The organism is Amycolatopsis sp. NPDC004772 (genome assembly GCF_053601215.1).
Genome location: NZ_JBSGBK010000048.1, coordinates 41,243 through 61,757, shown reverse-complemented (window position 1 = coordinate 61,757; position 20,515 = coordinate 41,243). Strand labels below are relative to the sequence as shown.

Here is a 20,515-nt window from a genome sequence, read left to right as displayed (position 1 = left end):
TCATTTTCCCCCCCCGCCTCGTCCCCGCCCCCCTTCCGCTGGGGTTTTGTTTCGTTCAGCTTTGCTTACACCCCCCCCCCCCCCCCCACGACCGGTGGGTTCAGACGATCGGGTCGTGCACGGTGACGAGCTTCGTGCCGTCCGGGAAAGTGGCCTCGACCTGCACGGAGTCGACCATCTCCGGCACGCCGTCGAGCACCTGCTCCCGCGAAAGCACGGTCCGGCCGCTGGCCACCAGGTCGCTGACCGTGCGGCCGTCGCGGGCGCCTTCGAGGACGTGGTCGGTGATCAGCGCGACCGCCTCGGGGTAGTTGAGCCGGACACCGCGGTCCAGCCGCTTCCGCGCGACGTCGGCCGCCACGTGGATGAGCAGCTTGTCGCGCTCCTGCGGGCTGAGGTGCATCCGCTAGGTCTATCACCCGAAACCGGGGAGCGCCTGGTTCGGAAACACAGGATTTACCTGGGCTTCGTCACACTAAGTGGTGAAAATTCTCCGGCCTGACCGGACGTGTGACTGAATCGTTCTCGTAATCGTGACCGAAACCACCGCTTCTTTCGATTGCCACCCGCCCGTCAAGAGAGCAAGGTCTATCCATCCGTGCGATGTGGCGCGCGTTCAGTGCGCTTGTCCCAACCGCGCGACCAGCACCAACCAGCCGGGGAAAAGCGCACCGAAAGGTTCCGCGAAACAGTGACTACCTCCACGATCAGCAAGCCTCAGCCGTCCGGCCAACCCGACGACGGCTTCCGACCGGGCCTGGAAGGCGTCGTCGCCTTCCACACCGAAATCGCCGAACCCGACCGGGACGGCGGTGCGCTGCGCTACCGCGGCGTCGACATCGAGGACCTCGCCGGCAAGGTGACCTTCGGTGACGTGTGGGGCCTCCTCGTGGACGGCCGGTTCGGTCACGGCCTGCCGCCCGCCGAGCCGTTCCCGCTGCCGGTGCACACCGGTGACGTCCGGGTCGACGTCCAGGCCGCGCTGGCCATGCTCGCCCCGATCTGGGGGTACCGCCCGCTGCTCGACATCACCGACGACGAGGCCCGCGAGCAGCTGGCCCGCGCCTCGGTGATGGCGCTGTCCTACGTCGCCCAGTCGGCGCGCGGCATCGGCCAGCCCGCGGTCCCGCAGACCCGCGTCGACGAGGCCCACTCCATCACCGAGCGGTTCCTCGTCCGCTGGCGCGGCGAGCCGGACCCCGCGCACGTCAAGGCGCTGGACGCCTACTGGGTGTCGGCCGCCGAGCACGGCCTCAACGCTTCGACGTTCACCGCCCGCGTCATCGCCTCCACCGGGGCGGACGTGGCGGCGGCCATGTCCGGCGCCATCGGCGCGATGTCCGGTCCGCTGCACGGCGGCGCCCCGGCGCGCGTGCTGCCGATGATCGAAGAGGTCGAGCGCACCGGTGACCCGGAGGGCCTGGTCAAGGGCATCCTCGACCGCAAGGAACGCCTGATGGGCTTCGGCCACCGCGTCTACCGGGCCGAGGACCCGCGGGCCCGCGTGCTGCGCCGGACCTGCCAGGAGCTCGGCGCGACCCGCTACGAGGCGGCCGCCGCGCTGGAGCAGGCCGCGCTGAAGGAGCTGCGCGAGCGGCGCCCGGATCACCCGATCGAGACCAACGTCGAGTTCTGGGCCGCGGTCATCCTGGACTTCGCCCAGGTCCCGCCGCACATGATGCCCGCGATGTTCAGCTCGGCCCGCACCGCCGGCTGGGCCGCGCACATCCTGGAGCAGAAGCGCACCGGACGCCTGGTGCGGCCGTCGGCCAAGTACGTCGGCCCGGCGCCGCGCAGCCCCGAGGACGTCGAGGGCTGGGAGCTCGTCACCAAGCACTGACGCTCGTTCACGAACCGGCCGGTACCCCCGTGGTGCCGGCCGGTTCGTGCTTCGCGGTGGCCTCGAGCATGGCCGTGAGCTGGTCGACCAGCCAGCCGTCGAGGTCTTCGCGGGCGACACTGCGCTCCTGCAGCCAGCTCAGCAGCGCGCCCTCGACGACGGCCGTCCAGCAGCGGAGGGTCAACGACAGCAGCGGAGAGGGGTCGGTGACGCCGAGGGTGTCCAGGATCAGCGCCACCGCCCGGTTGCGGACCTCGTCGATGGCCGCGTCCGTTTCGGACGTCGCGATCACCGAACCACTGCGCAGCAACGCGATGTACCCCGCGCGGTAGTGGTCGGCGACGTCGACCAGGCCGCGGACGGCCGCGCGCAGCCGCACCTCCGGCGGGCCCTCCTCGAGCCCGGCCAGGCCGTCGATCAGCCCGTCGGTGACCGTGCGCAGCGCCTCGACCTGCAGTTCGCGCAGGTTGGCGAAGTACCGGTAGAACAGCGGCCGCGACACCTCGGCGCGCACGACGATGTCGTCCACCGTGACCAGTTCGGGCGCCCGCGAGCCGAACAGGTCGAGCGCGGCGCGGATCAGGTCGTCGCGGCGGGCCTGCGGCGACATCCGCCGCGGCCGGCTCACGGCGTCAGGTCCAGCTTCGCGGCCGTGCGGAGCAGGCCGGGCGTCAGTCGCGAAAGGACCAGCGCGACCTTCGCCTCCGGAGTGGACGGTGCGATCGCGATGTCCTTTTCCACCGCACGCAGGATGTCCCGCGCCACGCCTTCGGGGCCGAACCCGCGCCGGGCGTACAGCTTCGAGCTCTCCTTCTGCCGCCGGCGCTGTTCCTCTTCGGACACTCCGACGAACTTCGTCGTGTTGGTGATGTTGGTCTTGACGATGCCCGGGCACACCGCCGTGACGCCGATGTGGTGCGCGGCCAGCTCGGCCCGCAGGCAGACGCTCAGGGTCAGCACCGCGGACTTCGTCGTCGCGTAGGCGGAGAGGATCTTCGACGGCAGGTAGGCGGCGGCCGAGGCGAGGTTGACGATCTGGCCGCCTTCGGCGCGCTCGGCGAGCATCGGCGCGAACGCGCGGCAGCCGTGGATCACGCCCCAGAGGTTGACGTCGATGACGCGTTCCCAGTCCTCGATGGACGTGTCGAGGAACGGACCGGACATCCCGATGCCGGCGTTGTTGACCACGATGTCCGGGACGCCGTGTTCGGCGCGGACCCGCTCGGCGAAGCGGTGCACGGCCTCGCCGTCCGAAGAGTCCACTGTGTACTCGGCGAGCCCGTGCTCACCCAGCAGTTTCAAGGTCTCCGCCGCGCTCGCTTGGTCGACGTCGGTGATGACGACGTCGGCACCCTGCTCGGCGAAGGCCAGCGCGGTGGCACGCCCGATCCCGCTGCCCGCCCCGGTGACGACGACGAGCTTGGCCTCGAACGGCCCCGCGTCGACCCGGGCCCGCCACAGGCCACGGCTCTCCGTCCCGGTCTCGACGTAGTCGATCAGCTCGGCGGCCGCGGCGGCGACCACCGCCGGCTTCGCCCTGGTCACCCAGTGCGTCCCGACGATCCGGCGAATCCGCAGGTCGGGCGCCCAGCGGGTGACCTCGGTCTGCAGCGGCGTCGTGACGTAGGCGTCGCCGGTCGGGGCCAGCACCTGCACCGGGACGTCGGCGGGGCGCGGCGCGGGGCGCGACAGCCGGGTGAACATGTTGGCGCGGTAGAGCTGGAGGCCGTGCCGGCCGTCGGACTTGTCCGGCGGCGCCGCGTCCGGCTCCATCCGCTGGATCTGCTTGCCCAGCAGGCCCGTCCGCCACAGCAGCTCCGGGATGACCGGGATCTGGAACGCCAGGATGTACCACGAGTGCAGGAACTGGCTCAGCGCGTTCTTGAGCCGCTTCGGCGTCGGGCGGCGCAGTTGGGCGCGGAACCAGGCGCCGGCGTGGTCGAGGCTCGGGCCGGAGAGGGACGTGTAGGAGGCGATCCGCCCGCGCAGGCCGTCCCCGGTGACGGCGTGCCAGGTCTGGATCGAGCCCCAGTCGTGGGCGACCAGGTGCACTTTGCCGGTCGGCTGCACCGCCTCGACGACCGCCCGCAGGTCGTCGGCCAGCTGGTCCAGCCCGTAGGACGCGCGTCCCGGCGGCTTGTCCGACTGTCCGGCTCCGCGGACGTCGTAGGTGACGACGCGGTGTTTCGCCGTCAGCCCGGCGGCTACCCCGGCCCACATCGAGCTGTTGTCCGGGTAGCCGTGCACGAGCACGACCGTGGGTCCGTCACTCCGGCCGTCGATGGTCACGGAGAGGCGGACACCGTCGCTGGCGGTCACCCACTTGTGAGACATTCTGTCATGTTAGACAACTTGTCAACAGTGCGTTCACCCGCGCGGCGGTTCCGCAAGCTCGGATCCTCGGATTTTTGCTTGTATGACAGCGTTTTCGTGGTTTCCCGTGGAACCAAGGGGGCGCCCTCAACGCTCTCGTCGGACAGGCACCGAACGTCTACTTATCTGCGAAACTTGTCAACCAGCTTGTCACTTGACACTACTTGACAGGCAAGTTGACATGTACTTGGCAGATTGGCGAATCGAGTGCTAGGTTTGCCAAAACCCCCGATCGCGGCCTAGGATCGAGACATGCAGACTCACTAGCCGCACCGACCGCACCTGGACGTGGCATGGCGGACTTACTGGTGACTGCCCCTGCTTTGATGCTCGGAGCCCTGATCACATACCTCTGGATGAAGGCTCGACTCGATCAAGAGCGCCGCTCGCACCAGGCGGAACACGAGCGCCTGAAAGCCATTATCGAGTCACTCGGACGCCTCAGGTAACGAACATCAACATGGACACCTCCACTGAGACAAGTCTCCTACTCGACGAACTTCGCCGCCTACGCAAAGGGACCGGCGTAGCGAAACCACAGTCGATCACAAACTTTGGCCCCGTGCTTCTGAAAAGGTTCTCGATCGACCCGGAAAGCGACCCCACCGACGCCTACTCTCGAGCGGTGACAGGGTTGCGCCAAGCTGCAAAATCACTCGATCCAAACTCTGCGACTGCAGCAATGGCAGCTCTCGGGCTACATGAGGACTACCAGAGCGACAACCTTGGTGAACGAGTCGCACAGTTGAGTCATGCAATGCAGACCTCCGACCGAACAACTCAACGGCGAATAGAAGACGCATTCGGCCAACTGGCCGAGGTGCTCAGTAAGCGTGCCGTAACGACCGACCCCGGCTACACGGGCGATAACGCAGACGCATGGCGAAGCCTGACGATCAGGAGCAACGTTGTCTTCTACGAGAACACGGTCGAAGTCTTCGAAGCGCGCGAGATCATTTCGAACACCGAAGCTCTTGAAACACTCCATCTGGGATTTACCGTGCCGTCACTCGACACGGAAGACCCTAAGGAATTCCTGGATATCTCCACACTTTATGGTGGAAATATCGAAAAACGACTAGCCGAAGGCGTAGCCCGCTTCGGCTTCTGGCTCAGATTGCCGCGGCCGATTTCGCGAACCGAAATACACCAGTACGGCGTCCGAGTTCGAGTTCCGATCGAACGATTCGATCCCTACCTGGCCTGCGTTCTTCGACGTCCTTGCGAGAAGTTCGACCTCACTGTGAAGTTCACGAGGCCACCCAAGAAGATCGAACTCATGTCTGAGGCATTTCAGATGGATCCGGGAGACCGCAAGGTACGATTCCCGACCGTTGCGGCCGACGCTGCAAACGAGGTTCGAGCCAGCTTCCGCGATCTGAGCCCCGGCCTGGCCTACGGCCTGCGTTGGGAGCTCTGACCCCGCGGCTGAATCCGGCTGTCCACCGATCGGTGGACAGCCGGATTCCACTGGCCGTTGGTCGGATCCGGCGGCGCGAACGGCCAGGCTTTGAGCATGACCACAGCAGTCAGCGTGCGCGGCCTGCGCAAGCAGTACCCCGGTCACCTCGCGGTGGCCGGCCTCGATCTGGACATCGCCCAGGGCGAGGTCTTCGCCCTGCTCGGCCCGAACGGTGCCGGGAAGACCACCACCGTCGAGATCCTCGAAGGGCACCGGCGGCGGACGGCCGGCGAGGTCACCGTGCTCGGCGAGGACCCCGGCCAGGCCGGACGCGCCTGGCGGGCCCGGCTCGGCATCGTCCTGCAGACGGCGACCGACGCCGCCGAGCTGAGCGTCGCCGAGACCGTCCGGCACTTCGCGAAGTACTACCCCGACCCGCGCGACCCCGACGAGGTGATCGAGAAGGTCGGGCTGACCGAGAAGGCCGGGGCGCGGGTCAAGGCGCTCTCCGGCGGCCAGCGCCGCCGCGTCGACGTCGCCCTCGGCATCATCGGGCGGCCCGAGCTGCTCTTCCTCGACGAGCCGACCACCGGCTTCGACCCCGAGGCACGCCGGCAGTTCTGGACGCTGATCAGCGACCTCGCCGCCGAAGGCACCACCATCCTGCTGACCACCCACTACCTCGACGAGGCCGAAGCGCTCGCCGGGCGCGTCGCGGTCATCGCGCGCGGCGAGATCGTCGCCCAGGACACGCCGCAGAACCTCGGCGGCCGGGCGGCGGCCGAGGCCACCGTGCGCTGGGTCGACGAACGCGGCGAGCACGTCGAGCGCACCGCGTACCCGACCAAGCTCGTCACCGAGCTCTCGGCCGGGGGCCGGGAGCTCGCGGGCCTGACGGTGACCCGGCCGAGCCTGGAGGACATCTACCTGGACCTGATCGGAGACAAGGCATGACCACGCTCGTTCTCCCCGGCCCGCTGACGCTCGGGCTCGCCCGCGGCGGCACCGAGCTGCGGCAGTTCTTCCGGCACAAGGAACAGGTGGTCTTCACCTTCTCCCTGCCCGCAGTGCTGATGATCCTGCTCGGGTCCATCCTGGACGGTCCGACCGCGCTCGACGGCGTCACGTCCGGCCAGCTGCTGGCGGCCGGGATGATCGGCTCCGGCATCGTGTCGACGTCGTTCAACAGCATCGCGACCGGCGTCTCGGCCGACCGCGAAACCGGGGCCCTCAAGCGCCTGCGCGGCACGCCGATGCCGCCGGCGTCGTACTTCATCGGCAAGATGGTGCTGGTCGCGGTGTCCAGCCTGGCCCAGACGGTGCTGATGGCCGGGGTCGCCGTGCTGCTGTTCGGGCTGCAGCTGCCGTCCGACCCGGCGAAGTGGCTGACGCTGCTGTGGGTGTTCGCGCTCGGCATCGTCTCGTGCACCCTGCTCGGGATCGCCATCAGCTCGCTCGCGAAGTCCACCAACGGCGCGGTCGCCATCGTGCAGATGCTGTACCTGGTGCTGCAGTTCATCTCCGGCGTGTTCGTCTCGCCGATCACGAACCTGCCGAAAGTTATGGTGGACATCGCGTCGTTCTTCCCGCTGAAGTGGATCTGCCAGGGGTTCCGGTCGGTCTTCCTGCCGGACGGCGCCGTGAGGATGGAGATGGCCGGGACATGGGAGCTTCCGCGGGTGGCGCTGGTGCTGGGGATCTGGTGCGTGGCGGGGGCGGTGCTGGCGCGGCTGACCTTCCGGTGGACCGACGCGAAGTGAAGGACGCCTGGGACCGGTTCAACTGGCTCTGGGAGATCCTCTTCGCGGTGGCCTACCTGGCCACGACCACGCTGGTGCTCCTCGACGGCGCCGACCCGGGGTGGACGGCCGTCGCGGCCGGGGCGCTCACCGCGCTCGCGCTGAGCTACCTGCTGTGGGGCCGCCGGCTCGTCCGGGACGACGACTCGTCCATCCGGCAGCGGTGGGTGTTCGCCCTCCTGGTGCTGGTGCTGGTCGGGATCGCCATGCTCGCCGAGGGCACGTCCGGCTTCATCCTCTTCATGGCGTGCCCGCTGCTGTTCTCGACGCTCGAGTTCCGGCCGGCCGCGGTCCTCACCACGGTGGCGATCCTGCTCAACCCCGCGGCGGCCGTCGTCAACGACGGGTTCACCGGCCCGACGCTGCACATCATGCTTCCGATGACGGCCATCCTGGTCGTCTTCGGCGTGCTGTGCGGCAAGTTCATCGGGCACGTCATCGAGGAGAGCCGCGGGCGCGCGGACCTGATCGCGAAGCTCGAGGCGAGCCAGGCGGAAGTCGCCCGGCTCTCCCGGGAGGCGGGCACCGCGGCGGAGCGCGAGCGGCTGGCGCGGGAGATCCACGACACCCTCGCGCAGGGGTTCACCAGCATAGTGACCCTCGCCCAGGCCATCGAGTCCGAATTGGACACCGACCCGGCCGCGGCCCGGCGGCACGCCGAGCTGGCCGCCCGCACCGCGCGGGACAACCTCACGGAGGCCCGCGCGATGGTCGCCGCGCTGGCCCCGGCCGACCTCGCGGCCGGCTCGCTGGTGGACGCCGTCCGGCGGCAGGCCGACCGGCTGGCCGATTCGTCCGACGTGGTGGTCCGGTACGAAGTGGACGGTCCGCTGCCCGCGCTCGGCATGGCGGGTGAGGTGGTCCTGCTCCGGGGCGCACAGGAAGCGCTGAACAACGTCCGCCGGCACGCGGCGGCGTCGGCGGTGTCGGTGCGGTTGTCCGCTGTGGACGGTTCGGTGCGGCTGTCCGTGCGCGACGACGGCGCCGGCTTCGACCCCGACCACGCCACGGGTTTCGGTCTGCGTGGGATGCGATCCCGGGCCGAGCAGGTCGGTGGCAGACTGAGTGTCCGGAGTGGCCCCAGCGGCACCGAACTCACCCTGGAGGTGCCGGCTTGATCCGCGTCATGCTCGTCGACGACCACCCCGTCGTCCGCGAAGGCCTCCGCGGCATGCTCGAAGCGGAGCCGGACCTGACGGTCGTCGGGGAAGCGGGTTCCGGGGACGAAGCCGTCGCGCTCGACCGGGTCGCCGTTCCCGACGTCGTGCTGATGGACCTGCGGATGCCGGGCCTCGACGGCGTCGGGGCGACCAAGCGGATCCTGCGCGAGCAGCCCGGCCGCCGGATCGTCGTGCTGACGACGTACGAGACGGACGCGGACATCCTGCGCGCGGTGGAGGCGGGCGCGTCGGGCTACCTGCTGAAGGACGCCTCGCGCGCGGAGCTGGCCAACGCGATCCGGGCGGCGGCCCGCGGGGAGACGGTGCTGGCGCCGTCGGTGGCCGGGAAGCTGGTCAACCGCGTCCGCAACCCGGAACCGCAGCCGCTGTCGGCCCGCGAGGTGGAGGTCCTCCGGCTGGTCGCCAAGGGCGGGACGAACGCCGACATCGGCCGCGCGCTCCACATCAGCGAAGCCACGGTGAAGACCCACCTGCTCCGGGTGTTCGGCAAGCTCGGCGTCTCGGACCGCACGGCCGCGGTCACCACGGCGATGGCCCGCAACCTCCTCGGCTGACCGTGACCCGGCGGGCATCACCCCTCCGGACACGCGCGATGCCTCTTCCCGCACACGGTGGGCGGGCCGGGGCCTGCTTCGCCCGCCCGCGCGCGGCAGAATGCCCCCATGCTTGCCTCGACCGAACTCGCCCTGCTCCGCCGGATCGCGCACGAGCAGGCCGCCTGCCGGGCTCCGTCGCTGGTCGCCGCCGTCGTGCGGGACGGGGAGATCGTCTGGTCCGGTGGCCGGGGACGCGTCGGCGGCGAGACCCCGGGCACCGACACCCAGTACCGGCTGGGCTCGATCACCAAGACCCTCGTCGCCACCGCCGTCATGCGGCTGCGCGACGAAGGCCTGCTCGATCTCAACGACCCCCTGGAAAGGCACGTCCCGGGCACGCCGTTCGGCGCCGCCACCGTCGCCCAGCTGCTGTCCCACACCTCCGGCCTGACGTCCGAGTCGCCCGGCCTGTGGTGGGAGCGGACCCCGGGCGCCGACTGGGACGCGCTGGTCGGCAGCCTCGCCGAAGGCGCGACCAAGCACCGGCCGGGCGCGCGGTTCCACTACTCGAACGTCGGCTACGGCGTCCTCGGCGAACTCCTCTCCCGCCACCGCGGCAAGGGCTGGCTGTCCGTGGTCGACGAGGAGGTCCTCGGCCCGCTCGGGATGACCCGCACGACCCCGCACCCGGTCGGCGCGCACGCCGAGGGCTTCGCCGTCCACCCCTTCGCCGACGTCCTGCTGCCCGAGCCGAGCCCGGACGCCGGCGCGATGGCCCCCGCCGGGCAGCTGTGGTCGACCGCGCGGGACCTCGGCCGCTGGACGGCGTTCCTCGGCGGCGAGACCGGCGGCGTGCTCGCGCCGGAGACCGTCGACGAGATGCGGACCATGGTCACCGTCGACGACACCGACGTCTGGACGACCGGGTTCGGCCTCGGCCTGATGGTCGTGCGCTACCGCGGCCGCCGGCTGGCCGGCCACACCGGCTCGATGCCCGGCTTCCTGGCCGTGACGCTGGTCGACCCGGCCGCGCAGACCGGCGCGCTGGTGCTCGCCAACTCGACGTCCGGCGTCGGCATCACCCAGCTCTGCCTCGACCTGATCACCATGACCGACGAGCTGGAGCCGCGGCTGCCCGCCGAATGGCTGCCGTCGCCGGTGGACCCCGAGCTGCTGGCGCTGACCGGGCTCTGGCACTGGGGCCCGACGGCGTACCACCTGCGCATCCAGGGCGACGGGCTGCTGCTGCTCGCGCCGGTGGAGGGCGCCGGGCGCAGCTCCCGCTTCCGCGCCACCGGCAAGGACACCTACGTCGGCCTCGACGCGTACTACGCCGGCGAGACGCTCGAAGTGGACCGGAACGCCGACGGCGTCGCCACCCACCTCGACCTGGCGACGTTCGTCTTCACCCGCACGCCGTACGACCCGGCCGCCCCGGTGCCGGGCGGCGTCGAGAACTGGCGGTGAGCCGGGCCCCGCTCGCACCCCCAGAGTGGCGAGCGGGACCCTCGGTTCAGGGCGGCGGTACGCGCCGAGTGGGCGAACCAGTTGGCCGCCGATGGCCGCGACCCCGGCGGGGAGCGCGTTCCACGGCGCGGCGCCGGAAAACTCTGCTCGGCCGGGGACGCTACCGGCGCCCCGGCGGGCCGGTAACCGTGTTTTTACCCCCACCGCGGTGCAGCCCGATGGCGTAGCCGCCGCCGTCCGGAAGGCCGTGGCGCGCTGCACCGGCGGCGTGGCCGATCGCCCGTCGATTCCACATTCCGGACACCGCCCCACCTCTGTTACCTGCCTTGTCCCGACCTGAGAGACTGGCCACATGACCGACGCTGAGTTGACCATCCCCGCCGACCTCAAGCCGGCCGACGGCCGCTTCGGCTGCGGCCCGTCGAAGGTCCGCGCCGAGCAGCTGAGTGCCCTGGCGGAGTCCGGCTCCACCTACCTCGGCACGTCGCACCGGCAGAAGCCGGTCAAGTCCCTCGTCGGGCGCGTGCGGGCGGGTCTGTCCGAGCTGTTCTCCCTGCCCGAGGGCTACGAAGTCATCCTCGGCAACGGCGGCACCACGGCGTTCTGGGACGCGGCCGCCTTCGGCCTGGTCCGCGAGCGCGCGCAGCACTTCACCTACGGCGAGTTCTCCTCGAAGTTCGCCACCGTGACCAAGGGCGCGCCGTTCCTGGCCGACCCGATCGTCGTCAAGGCCGAGCCGGGCAGCGCCCCGGACATCGCCTACGAAGCCGGCGCGGACCTGGTCGGCTGGGCGCACAACGAGACGTCCACCGGGGTCGCCGTGCCGGTCCGCCGCCCCGAGGGCAGCGAGGGCGCCCTGGTCGCGATCGACGCCACCTCCGGCGCCGGCGGTCTGCCGGTCAAGGCGGAGGACTTCGACGTCTACTACTTCGCGCCGCAGAAGTCCTTCGCCGCGGACGGTGGGCTCTGGATCGCGCTGGCCTCCCCGGCCGCGGTCGAGCGGATCGGCGAGATCGGCGGCGGCGACCGCTGGATCCCCGAGTTCCTGTCGCTGACCACCGCGCTGGACAACTCCCGCAAGGACCAGACGTACAACACCCCGGCCGTGGCCACGCTGTTCCTGCTCGCCGAGCAGATCGAGTGGATGAACGGCCAGGGCGGGCTCGCCTGGACGACCTCGCGCACGAAGGACTCTTCGTCGCGGCTGTACGAGTGGGCCGAGAAGACGAGCTACACCACGCCGTTCGTGAAGGACCCGGACCTGCGCTCGCAGGTCGTCGGCACGGTGGACTTCAGCGACGACGTCGACGCCGCCGCGGTCGCGAAGGTGCTGCGCGCCAACGGGATCGTCGACACCGAGCCGTACCGCAAGCTGGGCCGCAACCAGCTGCGCGTCGGCCTGTTCCCGGCGATCGACCCGGACGACGTCACCAAGCTGACGCAGGCCATCGAGTACGTCGTCGAGCGGCTCAGCTGACCTGAGGTTCCTTGGAGGGGACCTCCGCCGCTTCCGCGGTGGGGGTCCCCTTCTTCGTGGCCAGGCGGCGGGCGCCGAACGCGGCGAGGGCCAGCAGCGCGAAGCCGTACAGCTCGTAGGACTCCGTCGCCAGCCACCAGCCGGCCGACGGCGCCGGCCGCGGGGCGAACCACATCGGGCCGACGATGAACAACGTCAGCCCGGCGACGACGACCGCGGCCGCCACCCACCGGATCGCCCGGTCGAAGCGCCACGCGTACCAGCCGGCGAGGACGAGGACCGGCACGCACCACGTCCAGTGGTGGGTCCACGAGATCGGCGAAACCAGGAGCCCGCCGACCGCGCACGCGGTGAGCCCGAGCACCGGCTCGGCGGCGCGCACGATGATCACCGCGACCACGGCCATCACGGCGACGGCGGCGAGCAGCCAGGCGACGTTGCCCGCGGTTTCCGGCAGCCCGATCCGCGTCACCAGCCCCTTGAGCGACTGGTTGCCGACGTAGTCGACACCGCCGATGCGGCCCGCGTCGAAGACCAGCTTCGTCCAGTAGGTGAAGGACGCCGACGGCCGGATCAGCCACAGCAGCGCGCCGGCCACCACGAACCCGCCGACCACCCGCGCGGCCGACCGGAAATCGCGGCGGAACAGGAAGTAGACGACGAAGACGGCCGGGGTCAGCTTGATCGCCGCGGCCACGCCGATCAGCAGGCCCTTCGTCCGCTTCCGCTCGCCGGGCAGCAGGACGTCGAGCACCACCAGCACCATGAGCAGCGCGTTGATCTGCCCGAAGCCCAGCGTCGAGCGCACCGGCTCGAGCAGGGCGCCGGCGAGCTGCGCGCCGATGGCGACCAGCGCGGCGACCACCCGGCCGCGGACCTTGGTGGCGTCGGTCAGCGAGCCGTTGAGCGTCGCGACGTAGAGGTAGGCGACCACGCCGGTCGCCAGGATCGAAGCGATGCTGACCAGCTTCATCGTGACGGCGAACGGCAGCAGCGTGCCGGGCCAGAACGCGGCCGCGGCGAACGGCGTGTAGGTGAACGGCAGCAGGATCTGGTGCGTGGTCGGCACCCAGGCGTCGTACGGCGAGCCCTGCTCGGCCAGCGCCTTGGCGCCGCCGAGGTAGACCTCCAGGTCGAGGCCGTCGAACCGCTTGAGCACGAGCACCAGGACGACGGCGGCGATTTCGAGCACGACGAGCGCCCCGACCAGCTTCCGCCCAGTGAGCACACGTCCCCCTCGAACCAGGTCTTCGACCGGCCGAGATTACCCGGCGCTCAGCAGCAGCCGTGCACCGGCAACCGCACTGACCTGGCGTTCGCCGTCGCGGCCGGCCGGCTCGCGGCGGCTTCGACGCCGGCGAGCAACCCGCGCAGCGCGGCCCGGTCGAGGACGCGGCCCGCGGTGACGACGGTGTCGATCCGCCGGACCGCGCGGATGTCGGCGAGCGGGTCGGCGTCGAGCAGCACCAGGTCGGCGACCTTGCCGGGGGTGATCGTCCCGGCCGTGGCCGCCAGGCCGAGGAACGCGGCGGCGTCGCGGGTCACCGTCTGCAGCGCCTTCCGCGGGCCGAGCCCGGCCGCGACGAGGTAGTCGAGCTCGTCGTGCAGGCTGAAGCCCGGGTAGACGTACGGGTTCAGGCAGTCGGTGCCGCCGAGCACCCCGACCCCGGCGCGGTGCGCCTCCCCGATGAGCCGCAGCTGCGCCTGGAAGTAGGCCTCCTGCTCGGCGATCTGCTGGGGTGTGACCGGGGTGAACAGCGGCAGCCGGTCGGCCCAGAGGTCGAGGATCACCTTCGGGATGTACTTGTTCCGCGGATCGTTCGCGAACGCCCCGACGGGGCGCGAGATGACGCGGTTGACCGCGAAGGTGGGGCTGAGCCGGCTGCCGGCCTCCTTGAGACCGGCGAAGTGGCGGGCCGCCGTGGCCGGGTCGTAGGCCTGCGCGGCCTGCCGGTCGAGTTCGCGGGCCAGGTTGAAGAAGTCGCGCGGGGACGCGGGGTCGAACGGCGTCGCGTCGAGGCGGGCCAGGAACTCGTCCCGGCGGCTCGAGGTGGCGATCGGCAACCCGAAGTTGTGCTCGAAACTGCGCTGCCCGGCCCGGGCGGCTTCGAGCACGCGAAGCCGGTAGGGCCAGTGCCCGGCGAAGGGCAGGCCGTGGCGCCGGCATTCGTCGGCGATCGCGGCGAACACGTCCCGCGGCAGGTAGAAGTAGACCTTCACGAAGTCCGACCGCTGGGCGACGGCCTCCCGGACCGCGGCCCGCGCTTCCGCGACGGTCCCGACCTGGACGACCGGCGGGCCGAGCAGCGTCACCGGGCCGTCGATGATCCCGCTGGCCAGCACGATCCGCGGGCCGAGCAGCGCACCGGTGTCGAGCTTGTCGCGGGTGGCGCGGTTCTCGTCGTAGCCCTGCATCTCGCGGATGCCGGTGATGCCGTTGGCCAGGAAGAGCGGCGGCGCGATGTCCTCGAATTCGATGCCGTGGCTGTGCATGTCCCAGAGCCCGGGCACGAGGTACCGCCCGCGGCCGTCGACGACCCGCGCGCCCCCGCACGGCGGCACCTCGCCGGCCGGCCCGACCCAGGCGATCCGGTCCCCGACGACCACGACGGAGGAGCCCGGCCGCGCGGGACCATCGGTGCCATCGACCACGGTGGCACCGCTGACGACGACAACCTCACGCCCGGCCGCGGCAGCCTCTTGAGCGAAGACGGCAGGAGCCACCCCACCGGCGGCGAGCCCGGCCCCGGCTGTCGTCAGCCACCGCAGGAAATCACGCCGATTCGCCTCGACTCGCAGCACGCCGCCCCACCCTTCGATCGGCTCCCGTCCGGTAATCCAACACCGGGCGACGGGGGTGGGGAATCTTCCGACGTGCTGGGTTTCGCGTCGGAAGTAACCGGCGGACGGGTGATTGTGCATGCTCGACGACAGGACCGGGACGGGCCCCGCAACCACACAGCGCCGCAGAACCCGCCCGGCCCACCTCACCTCAAGCCAGCGCCCGCGTGGGTGCCAGCCGAGCCGCCCGCACCGCCGGGTACGCCCCCGCCACCGCGCCCACCAGCGCGGCGACTCCGACGCCGCCCGCCAGTGCCCCCGTCGGCAGCACCGCGGGCCACCCCTGGCTGAGCGCGTAGCCCGCCGTCACCAGCACCCCGGCCAGCACCCCCGCCAGTCCGCCCAGGCCCGACAACAGCACCGACTCCGCCAGGAACTGTCCCCGGATCTGCCTCCTCGTCGCCCCGAGCGCGCGCCGCATGCCGATCTCGCGCCTTCTCTCCAGCACCGAAATCACCATCGTGTTCGCCACCCCGACGCCGCCGACCAGCAGGGCCACGCCGCCGAGGCCGAGGAACAACGCGCTGTACGTCGTGTCCGTCAGCTTCTGCGCCGCCAGTGCGTCCGACGGCCGCCGGACCTCGACCTCGTTCGGGGCCTGGGGGTTCAGCGTTGCCGCCAGGACCGAACGGACCTCGTCCACCGCGGAATCCGCCGCGCGGACGTACACAGTGGACGGATGGCCGTCGAACTCCAGGAGCCGCTTGGCGACGTCCCAGCCGACCATGGCCGACCGTTCGATCTCGGGCGCCAGGGGCATCGGCGCGAGGAGGCCCACCACCGTGAACCACTGCGTCCCGATCAGCACCTGCGGCGGCCTCGCCGGGTCGATGTGGTCGATGCCCAACCGAGCGGCGGCCTGGGAGCCGAGCACCGTCACCGGGTAGTTCTGGTTGCCCGTCGCCAGGAACGCGCCGGCGCGGACCTTGCCGTTCAGCACGGCGAGCAGGTCCGGGCGCGCCGCGTACACCGACAGCCCGGACGTGTCGTCCGGCGTGATCTTGTCGCTGCGGCGGACGCTCGCCGACGTCGTCCCGGTGCCCGCCGCGGCCTGGACCGGGCCGATCCGGCGGGCCATCGCGACCGCGTCGTCCGGCAGGGTCGCGTTGGCCCCGAACAGCGTCTGGCCCGGCCCCGCCGTCAGCAGGTTCGGGCCGAGCGCCGCCAGCCGGTCGTGCAGCGCCTGCGCCCCCGACGCCGGGATCGCCAGCACCGCCACCATCGCGGCGACGCCGATCGCGATGCCCAGCGCGGACAGCACCGCCCGCACCGGCCGCGTGCGCATGCCGTGCGCCCCCAGCGCGACGACGTCCGGCGGCTTGAGCCGGGCCGGCTCCGGCAACGTCACCAGCGTCATCGCGCACCCACCAGGCCGGTGTCCAGCCGCAGGCGGCCGTCGAGCAGCTCGATCCGGCGCGGCATGCCCGCCGCGATCTCGCGGTCGTGGGTGATCACGACGATCGTGGTGCCCTCCGCCGACAGCTCCCCGAGCAGCGCGAGCACAGACGCGCCGGTGCCGGTGTCGAGGTTGCCGGTCGGCTCGTCGGCCAGCAGGATCGCCGGGTCGTTGACCACCGCCCTGGCGATCGCGACGCGCTGGCGTTCGCCGCCGGAGAGTTCGCCGGGCCGGTGCCACGCCCGGTGTCCCAGCTTGACGCGGTCGAGCGCCGCCAGGGCCCGCGCGCGCCGCCGCCGGCGCGGCACCCCGGCGTAGAGCAGGCCGGTGCACACGTTGTCCACCGCACTCATCCCTTCGTCGAGGAAGAACTGCTGGAACACGAACCCGATCCAGCGCGAGCGCAGCGCCGAGACCTTCCGGTCGGGCAGCGCGGCGACGTCGTGGCCGCGCAGCTCCACCCGTCCCGCCGACGGCCGGTCGAGGGTGCCCATCAGGTGCAGCAGGGTGGACTTGCCGGATCCGGACGGCCCGACGATCGCCACCATCTCGCCGTCTTCCAGCGCGAGCGAGACGCCGTCGAGCGCGGCGACCCCGCCGGGGTAGGTGCGCGTGACCTCGTGCACGCGCAGCACGGGCGTCACGACGTCGTCACCACCCGCAGGCCCGCCTCCAGGCCGGCGCCGGTGACCTCGACCTTCCCGCCGCTGAACAGTCCGGTTTGGACACCGATCAGCCGCCGCCGGCCGTTTTCGTCGACCTCGACCGCGTACCCGCCTTCGGCGAGCGCGAGCAGCGCGCCGACCGGGACCGCGAGCACGCCCCGGCGGACGTCCTTGGTGAACCGGACGGTCGCCGGCGAGGAGTCGAGCGTGCCGGCCACGGCCGGGTCGTCGAGCCGGACCGTCACGGTGATCTTGGGCTTGCCGTCGTCCTGGCCCGCCTGGTCCTTGCCCTCGACCGCGGTCCGCCCGACGTCGGTGATCGTGCCCGGCGTCGTTTTCCCGTTGATCGTCACGGACGCCTTCGCGCCCTGCTGGGCGAGGCTCTGCTTCGCCGCGTCGAGCTTCACCTGCACCGACCGGACGGTGCCGGTCGTCTTGAGCACCTCGCCCTGGGCCGGCGAGCCGGGCTTCGCCGACAGCGCCGACACGCGGACTTCGCCCGCCGCCAGCACGACGTCGCCCTGCCCGAACGTGCCGGTCTGCTCCAGGCCGAGGGACTTCTGCCACTTCTTCAGCGCGGCCGCCGTCGCCGACGTGAACTTCTTGTCCGGCGTGCCGAAGCCGCCGAAGCCGCACGCCTTGAGGTTCTCCTCCAGCTGCTTGACGTCGGCGCCATCGTCCACGCCCGCGGCGAGGTCGCGGTAGAACGGCAGGGTGCCGTAGAACAGCGGCACCGGCTTCGCGTCCACGCCGTACACCGCTTTGCAGCGGGTCAGGGTGGCGCCGGCGTCCGGCAGCGACGTGATCGTGCCCGGCTTGCGGCCCGCGACGACGGATTCGTCGCCGTAGCCGAGGGTGCCGTCGGCCTCCTCTTCCTCGCTCAGGTCGGTTTTGACCACCTCCGCGGTCTCGACGGCGGGCGGTGCGGCCTCCTTGACCGGCGTCGCGCTCGACACGCGCGTCAGGATCACGACCGAGCTGGTGCCCAGGACCACGACGAGGACGGCGCCGGCGATGAACCACCGCGTCCGGCCGCGGCGGCGGGGCTTCAGGAGCGTCACTTCGTTCACTTGCCCGCCCTCGAACTGATGCTCATGCCGAGCCCGCACGCCTTGGCGGCCTCTTCGAACTTCTTCGGGTCGTCGCCCGGCCCGCCGATCCGCGTTGCGCCCTTCCCGTTGGGGTCGGGGTCCGGCATGTCGATGCCGTGCTCGCGCATGCACTTGGCGTCCTTGCGCATCTTGTCGAGCTCTTCGGCGCTCGGCGGCTTCATCTCGCCGCCGTTGGGCATCAGGTGCTTGCACGCCTTCTGCGCGGCCTCGAGCTTCGAGGAGTCGACGCCGTCGCCACCGAGGGTGATCGCCATCCCCCCGCCCTCCCCCGCCGGCTTCGGGTCGGGCATGTCGATGCCGTGCTCACGCATGCACTTGGCGAAGTCGCGCATCTTGTCTTCGTCGCTCTTGCCGCTGTTGTCGGCCGCGGTGGGCCCGCCCGTCTTCGGCGGCGTCGAGATCGAGGCGACCTTCGACCCGTCGTCGGGCTTCGCCCCGCAGCCGCCGAGCAGCAGGGCTGTCCCCAGTGCCGCGACGACGATCCGTGTCCGCATGGCTCGCTTCCTTTCGTCCGGTTGGGGGTCAGGTCTACGGATCGGGGGATTCGGGCGCGCTAAGCGACGTCGCTTATGCGGTCCTTATGGCCTCCCTGCGCAGACTGGGCCGGTGCGGGTGCTGGTGGTGGAGGACGAGCGGTTGCTGGCCGACTCGGTCGCGGAGGGGTTGCGGCGCTTTTCGATGGCCGTCGACGTCTGTTACGACGGCGAGCAGGCGATGGAACGCGTCGGCGTGCACGGCTACGACGTCGTCGTCCTCGACCGCGACCTGCCGAAGGTGCACGGCGACGACGTCTGCGCGGCGGTGGTCCGTGCGGGCGGCGAGGCGCGGGTGCTGATGCTGACCGCGGCCGCCGACGTCACCGACCGGGTCGCCGGCCTCGGCCTCGGCGCCGACGACTACCTGACGAAGCCGTTCGCGTTCGCCGAGCTGGTCGCCCGGGTGCAGGCGCTGTCGCGGCGCGCGCGGCCGGCGTTGCCGCCGGTGCTGGAACGCGACGGCGTCGTGCTCGACCTGCCGCGCCACCAGGCCGCGCGCGACGGCCGGTTCCTGCTGCTCTCGCCGAAGGAGTTCGCCGTGCTGGAGGTGCTCATGCGGGCCGAGGGCACGGTGGTCAGCGCCGAAGAACTGCTGGAAAAGGCCTGGGACGAACACGCCGACCCGTTCACCAACGCGGTGCGCGTCGCGGTGATGACGTTGCGGCGCAAGCTGGGCGACCCGCCGGTGATCGAGACCGTGCCGGGCGCCGGCTACCGGTTCGGCGCGCCGTGAACGGCCTGTCCGTCCGGACGAAGCTGACGGCCTGGTACGGCGGGCTCTTCCTGGTCGCCGGGGTGGTTCTGGTCGTCATCAACTACCTGCTGGTGCGGAGCACGCTGCCGGATCCCACCCGGGCCGCCTTGACGACGGTGGGCTCGGCCGACGTGACCTTCGGCGTCGCGGCCCGCGCGGCGATCCCGTCCCCGGGGGCCGCGGTACAGCTGCTCAGCGGCTCGCTCGACGAGTACCGCTCCTCGACGCTGTCGACGCTGCTGGTCGGTTCGGCGATCGCGCTGGTGGCCACGGCGGCGCTGGCCGTGCTGTTCGGCTGGCTGATGGCGGGCCGGGCGCTGCGGCCGCTGCACGACATCACGACGGCCGCGCGCCGTCTGGAAGCGGGCAAGCTCGACCGGCGGATCAACCTCGAAGGGCCGCCGGACGAGCTGAAGGAGCTGGCGGACACCTTCGACGGCATGCTCGACCGGCTCGCGGAGTCGTTCGACAGCCAGAAGCGGTTCGTCGCGAACGCGTCCCACGAACTCCGGACGCCCCTGGCGGTGCAGCGGACGCTGATCGAGGTGGCGATGGCCGACCCCGACGTCCCGCCGGAGCTGAAGAAGCTCGGCACGCACCTGCTGCACACGAACGAGCGCAGCGAGCGGATGATCGAGGGGCTGCTGATCCTGGCCCGCAGCGACCGCGGCCTGCACGCGCGCACGCCGGTGCGCCTCGACGAGGTCGCCGCGGCGGTCGTCCGGGCGACGTCCGCCCAGGCCGAGGCGGCCGGGGTGAGGGTGGAGACCCGCCTCCGGGCGCGAGTGGTGGCGGGCGACCCGGTGCTGCTCGAGCGGCTGGTGACGAACCTGGTGGTCAACGCGATCACGTACAACGCCCCCGCCGGGTGGGTGTACGTCGAGGTGCGCGGTGACCCGGCCCTGGAGGTGCGGAACTCGGGTCCGGTGGTGCCGCCCGAGGCGGTGCCGACGCTGTTCGAGCCGTTCCGCCGGCTGGGCGGCGCGGAGCGGACGGGCGACACGCGCAACGCGGGGCTCGGGTTGTCGATCGTCCGCTCGGTGGCCCAGGCCCACGGCGGCTACGCCGAAGCCCAGCCCGGCCGCCGCGGCGGGCTCGTGGTGACGGTCCGGCTGCCGCCTTCTTGATCCACTCGA

General features: G+C 71.4%; 19 protein-coding genes. 10 read left to right on the top strand and 9 right to left on the bottom strand.

Going from position 1 to position 20,515, the window contains the following annotated elements; translation table 11 throughout:
* Positions 1–100: 100 nt before the first annotated feature.
* Complete coding sequence (locus ACWEF6_RS26290; protein ID WP_310968667.1) at positions 101–403, bottom strand: urease subunit gamma; 303 nt, start codon at positions 401–403, stop codon at positions 101–103.
* A 288-nt stretch (positions 404–691) separates the two neighbouring features.
* On the opposite strand from ACWEF6_RS26290, the gene ACWEF6_RS26285 reads away from it, so the two are divergent.
* Entirely contained in the window at positions 692–1,840 is a 1,149-nt protein-coding gene (locus tag ACWEF6_RS26285; protein ID WP_310968668.1) for a citrate synthase 2, read from the top strand.
* Positions 1,841–1,847: 7 nt separating this feature from the next.
* Here ACWEF6_RS26285 and ACWEF6_RS26280 read toward each other — a convergent pair whose 3' ends face one another.
* Positions 1,848–2,450, bottom strand: a complete 603-nt coding sequence (locus ACWEF6_RS26280; RefSeq protein ID WP_449685375.1) for a TetR/AcrR family transcriptional regulator — start codon at positions 2,448–2,450, stop codon at positions 1,848–1,850.
* 14 nt (positions 2,451–2,464) lie between these two features.
* Complete coding sequence (locus tag ACWEF6_RS26275) at positions 2,465–4,159, bottom strand: SDR family oxidoreductase (RefSeq protein WP_449685374.1); 1,695 nt, start codon at positions 4,157–4,159, stop codon at positions 2,465–2,467.
* A 616-nt stretch (positions 4,160–4,775) separates the two neighbouring features.
* On the opposite strand from ACWEF6_RS26275, the gene ACWEF6_RS26270 reads away from it, so the two are divergent.
* The 7 genes from ACWEF6_RS26270 (at position 4,776) to serC (ending at position 12,075) form a co-directional block, all read left to right on the top strand.
* Complete coding sequence (locus ACWEF6_RS26270; RefSeq protein WP_449685371.1) at positions 4,776–5,633, top strand: hypothetical protein; 858 nt, start codon at positions 4,776–4,778, stop codon at positions 5,631–5,633.
* A gap of 96 nt (positions 5,634–5,729) precedes the next feature.
* The gene (locus tag ACWEF6_RS26265; protein WP_449678793.1) at positions 5,730–6,569 is read left to right on the top strand and encodes an ABC transporter ATP-binding protein; all 840 of its coding nucleotides are present in this window, start codon (positions 5,730–5,732) and stop codon (positions 6,567–6,569) included.
* On the top strand, positions 6,566–7,375 hold the full coding sequence (locus ACWEF6_RS26260) for an ABC transporter permease (protein WP_449685370.1): 810 nt from the start codon (positions 6,566–6,568) through the stop codon (positions 7,373–7,375). The genes ACWEF6_RS26265 and ACWEF6_RS26260 overlap by 4 nt, the downstream gene beginning before the upstream one ends.
* On the top strand, positions 7,372–8,532 hold the full coding sequence (locus ACWEF6_RS26255) for a sensor histidine kinase (protein WP_449685373.1): 1,161 nt from the start codon (positions 7,372–7,374) through the stop codon (positions 8,530–8,532). The genes ACWEF6_RS26260 and ACWEF6_RS26255 overlap by 4 nt, the downstream gene beginning before the upstream one ends.
* Positions 8,529–9,149: a response regulator gene (locus ACWEF6_RS26250; protein ID WP_013230184.1), complete on the top strand. Its 621-nt coding sequence runs from the start codon at positions 8,529–8,531 to the stop codon at positions 9,147–9,149. The genes ACWEF6_RS26255 and ACWEF6_RS26250 overlap by 4 nt, the downstream gene beginning before the upstream one ends.
* A gap of 108 nt (positions 9,150–9,257) precedes the next feature.
* On the top strand, positions 9,258–10,598 hold the full coding sequence (locus ACWEF6_RS26245) for a serine hydrolase domain-containing protein (protein ID WP_449685369.1): 1,341 nt from the start codon (positions 9,258–9,260) through the stop codon (positions 10,596–10,598).
* A gap of 352 nt (positions 10,599–10,950) precedes the next feature.
* On the top strand, positions 10,951–12,075 hold the full coding sequence (gene serC / locus ACWEF6_RS26240) for a phosphoserine transaminase (RefSeq protein WP_310968674.1): 1,125 nt from the start codon (positions 10,951–10,953) through the stop codon (positions 12,073–12,075).
* Here serC and ACWEF6_RS26235 read toward each other — a convergent pair.
* From ACWEF6_RS26235 to ACWEF6_RS26210, 6 genes are all read right to left on the bottom strand, one after another.
* Complete coding sequence (locus tag ACWEF6_RS26235) at positions 12,068–13,303, bottom strand: glycosyltransferase 87 family protein (RefSeq protein WP_449685368.1); 1,236 nt, start codon at positions 13,301–13,303, stop codon at positions 12,068–12,070. The two genes, serC and ACWEF6_RS26235, sit on opposite strands and share 8 nt — an antisense overlap.
* Positions 13,304–13,350: 47 nt before the next feature.
* Positions 13,351–14,877, bottom strand: coding sequence for an amidohydrolase family protein (locus ACWEF6_RS26230; RefSeq protein WP_449685367.1), 1,527 nt, complete (start codon positions 14,875–14,877; stop codon positions 13,351–13,353).
* Between the two features lie 190 nt (positions 14,878–15,067).
* The gene (locus tag ACWEF6_RS26225; protein WP_449685366.1) at positions 15,068–16,273 is read right to left on the bottom strand and encodes an ABC transporter permease; all 1,206 of its coding nucleotides are present in this window, start codon (positions 16,271–16,273) and stop codon (positions 15,068–15,070) included.
* Positions 16,270–16,956, bottom strand: coding sequence for an ABC transporter ATP-binding protein (locus ACWEF6_RS26220; RefSeq protein ID WP_449685365.1), 687 nt, complete (start codon positions 16,954–16,956; stop codon positions 16,270–16,272). The genes ACWEF6_RS26225 and ACWEF6_RS26220 overlap by 4 nt, the downstream gene beginning before the upstream one ends.
* The gene (locus ACWEF6_RS26215; RefSeq protein ID WP_449685364.1) at positions 16,953–18,047 is read right to left on the bottom strand and encodes a peptidoglycan-binding protein; all 1,095 of its coding nucleotides are present in this window, start codon (positions 18,045–18,047) and stop codon (positions 16,953–16,955) included. Before ACWEF6_RS26215 ends, ACWEF6_RS26220 begins: the two co-directional genes overlap by 4 nt.
* The gene (locus tag ACWEF6_RS26210) at positions 18,044–18,583 is read right to left on the bottom strand and encodes a hypothetical protein (RefSeq protein WP_449685363.1); all 540 of its coding nucleotides are present in this window, start codon (positions 18,581–18,583) and stop codon (positions 18,044–18,046) included. The genes ACWEF6_RS26215 and ACWEF6_RS26210 overlap by 4 nt, the downstream gene beginning before the upstream one ends.
* Positions 18,584–18,695: 112 nt before the next feature.
* Between ACWEF6_RS26210 and ACWEF6_RS26205 the strand changes: the two genes are divergently transcribed.
* A complete protein-coding gene (locus ACWEF6_RS26205) occupies positions 18,696–19,358 on the top strand; it encodes a response regulator transcription factor (protein ID WP_086844992.1) in 663 nt (220 codons plus the stop codon).
* Positions 19,355–20,506 (top strand): sensor histidine kinase, encoded by a 1,152-nt coding sequence (locus tag ACWEF6_RS26200; protein ID WP_449685362.1) that lies wholly within the window; start codon positions 19,355–19,357, stop codon positions 20,504–20,506. Before ACWEF6_RS26205 ends, ACWEF6_RS26200 begins: the two co-directional genes overlap by 4 nt.
* The last annotated feature ends 9 nt before the right edge of the window (positions 20,507–20,515 follow it).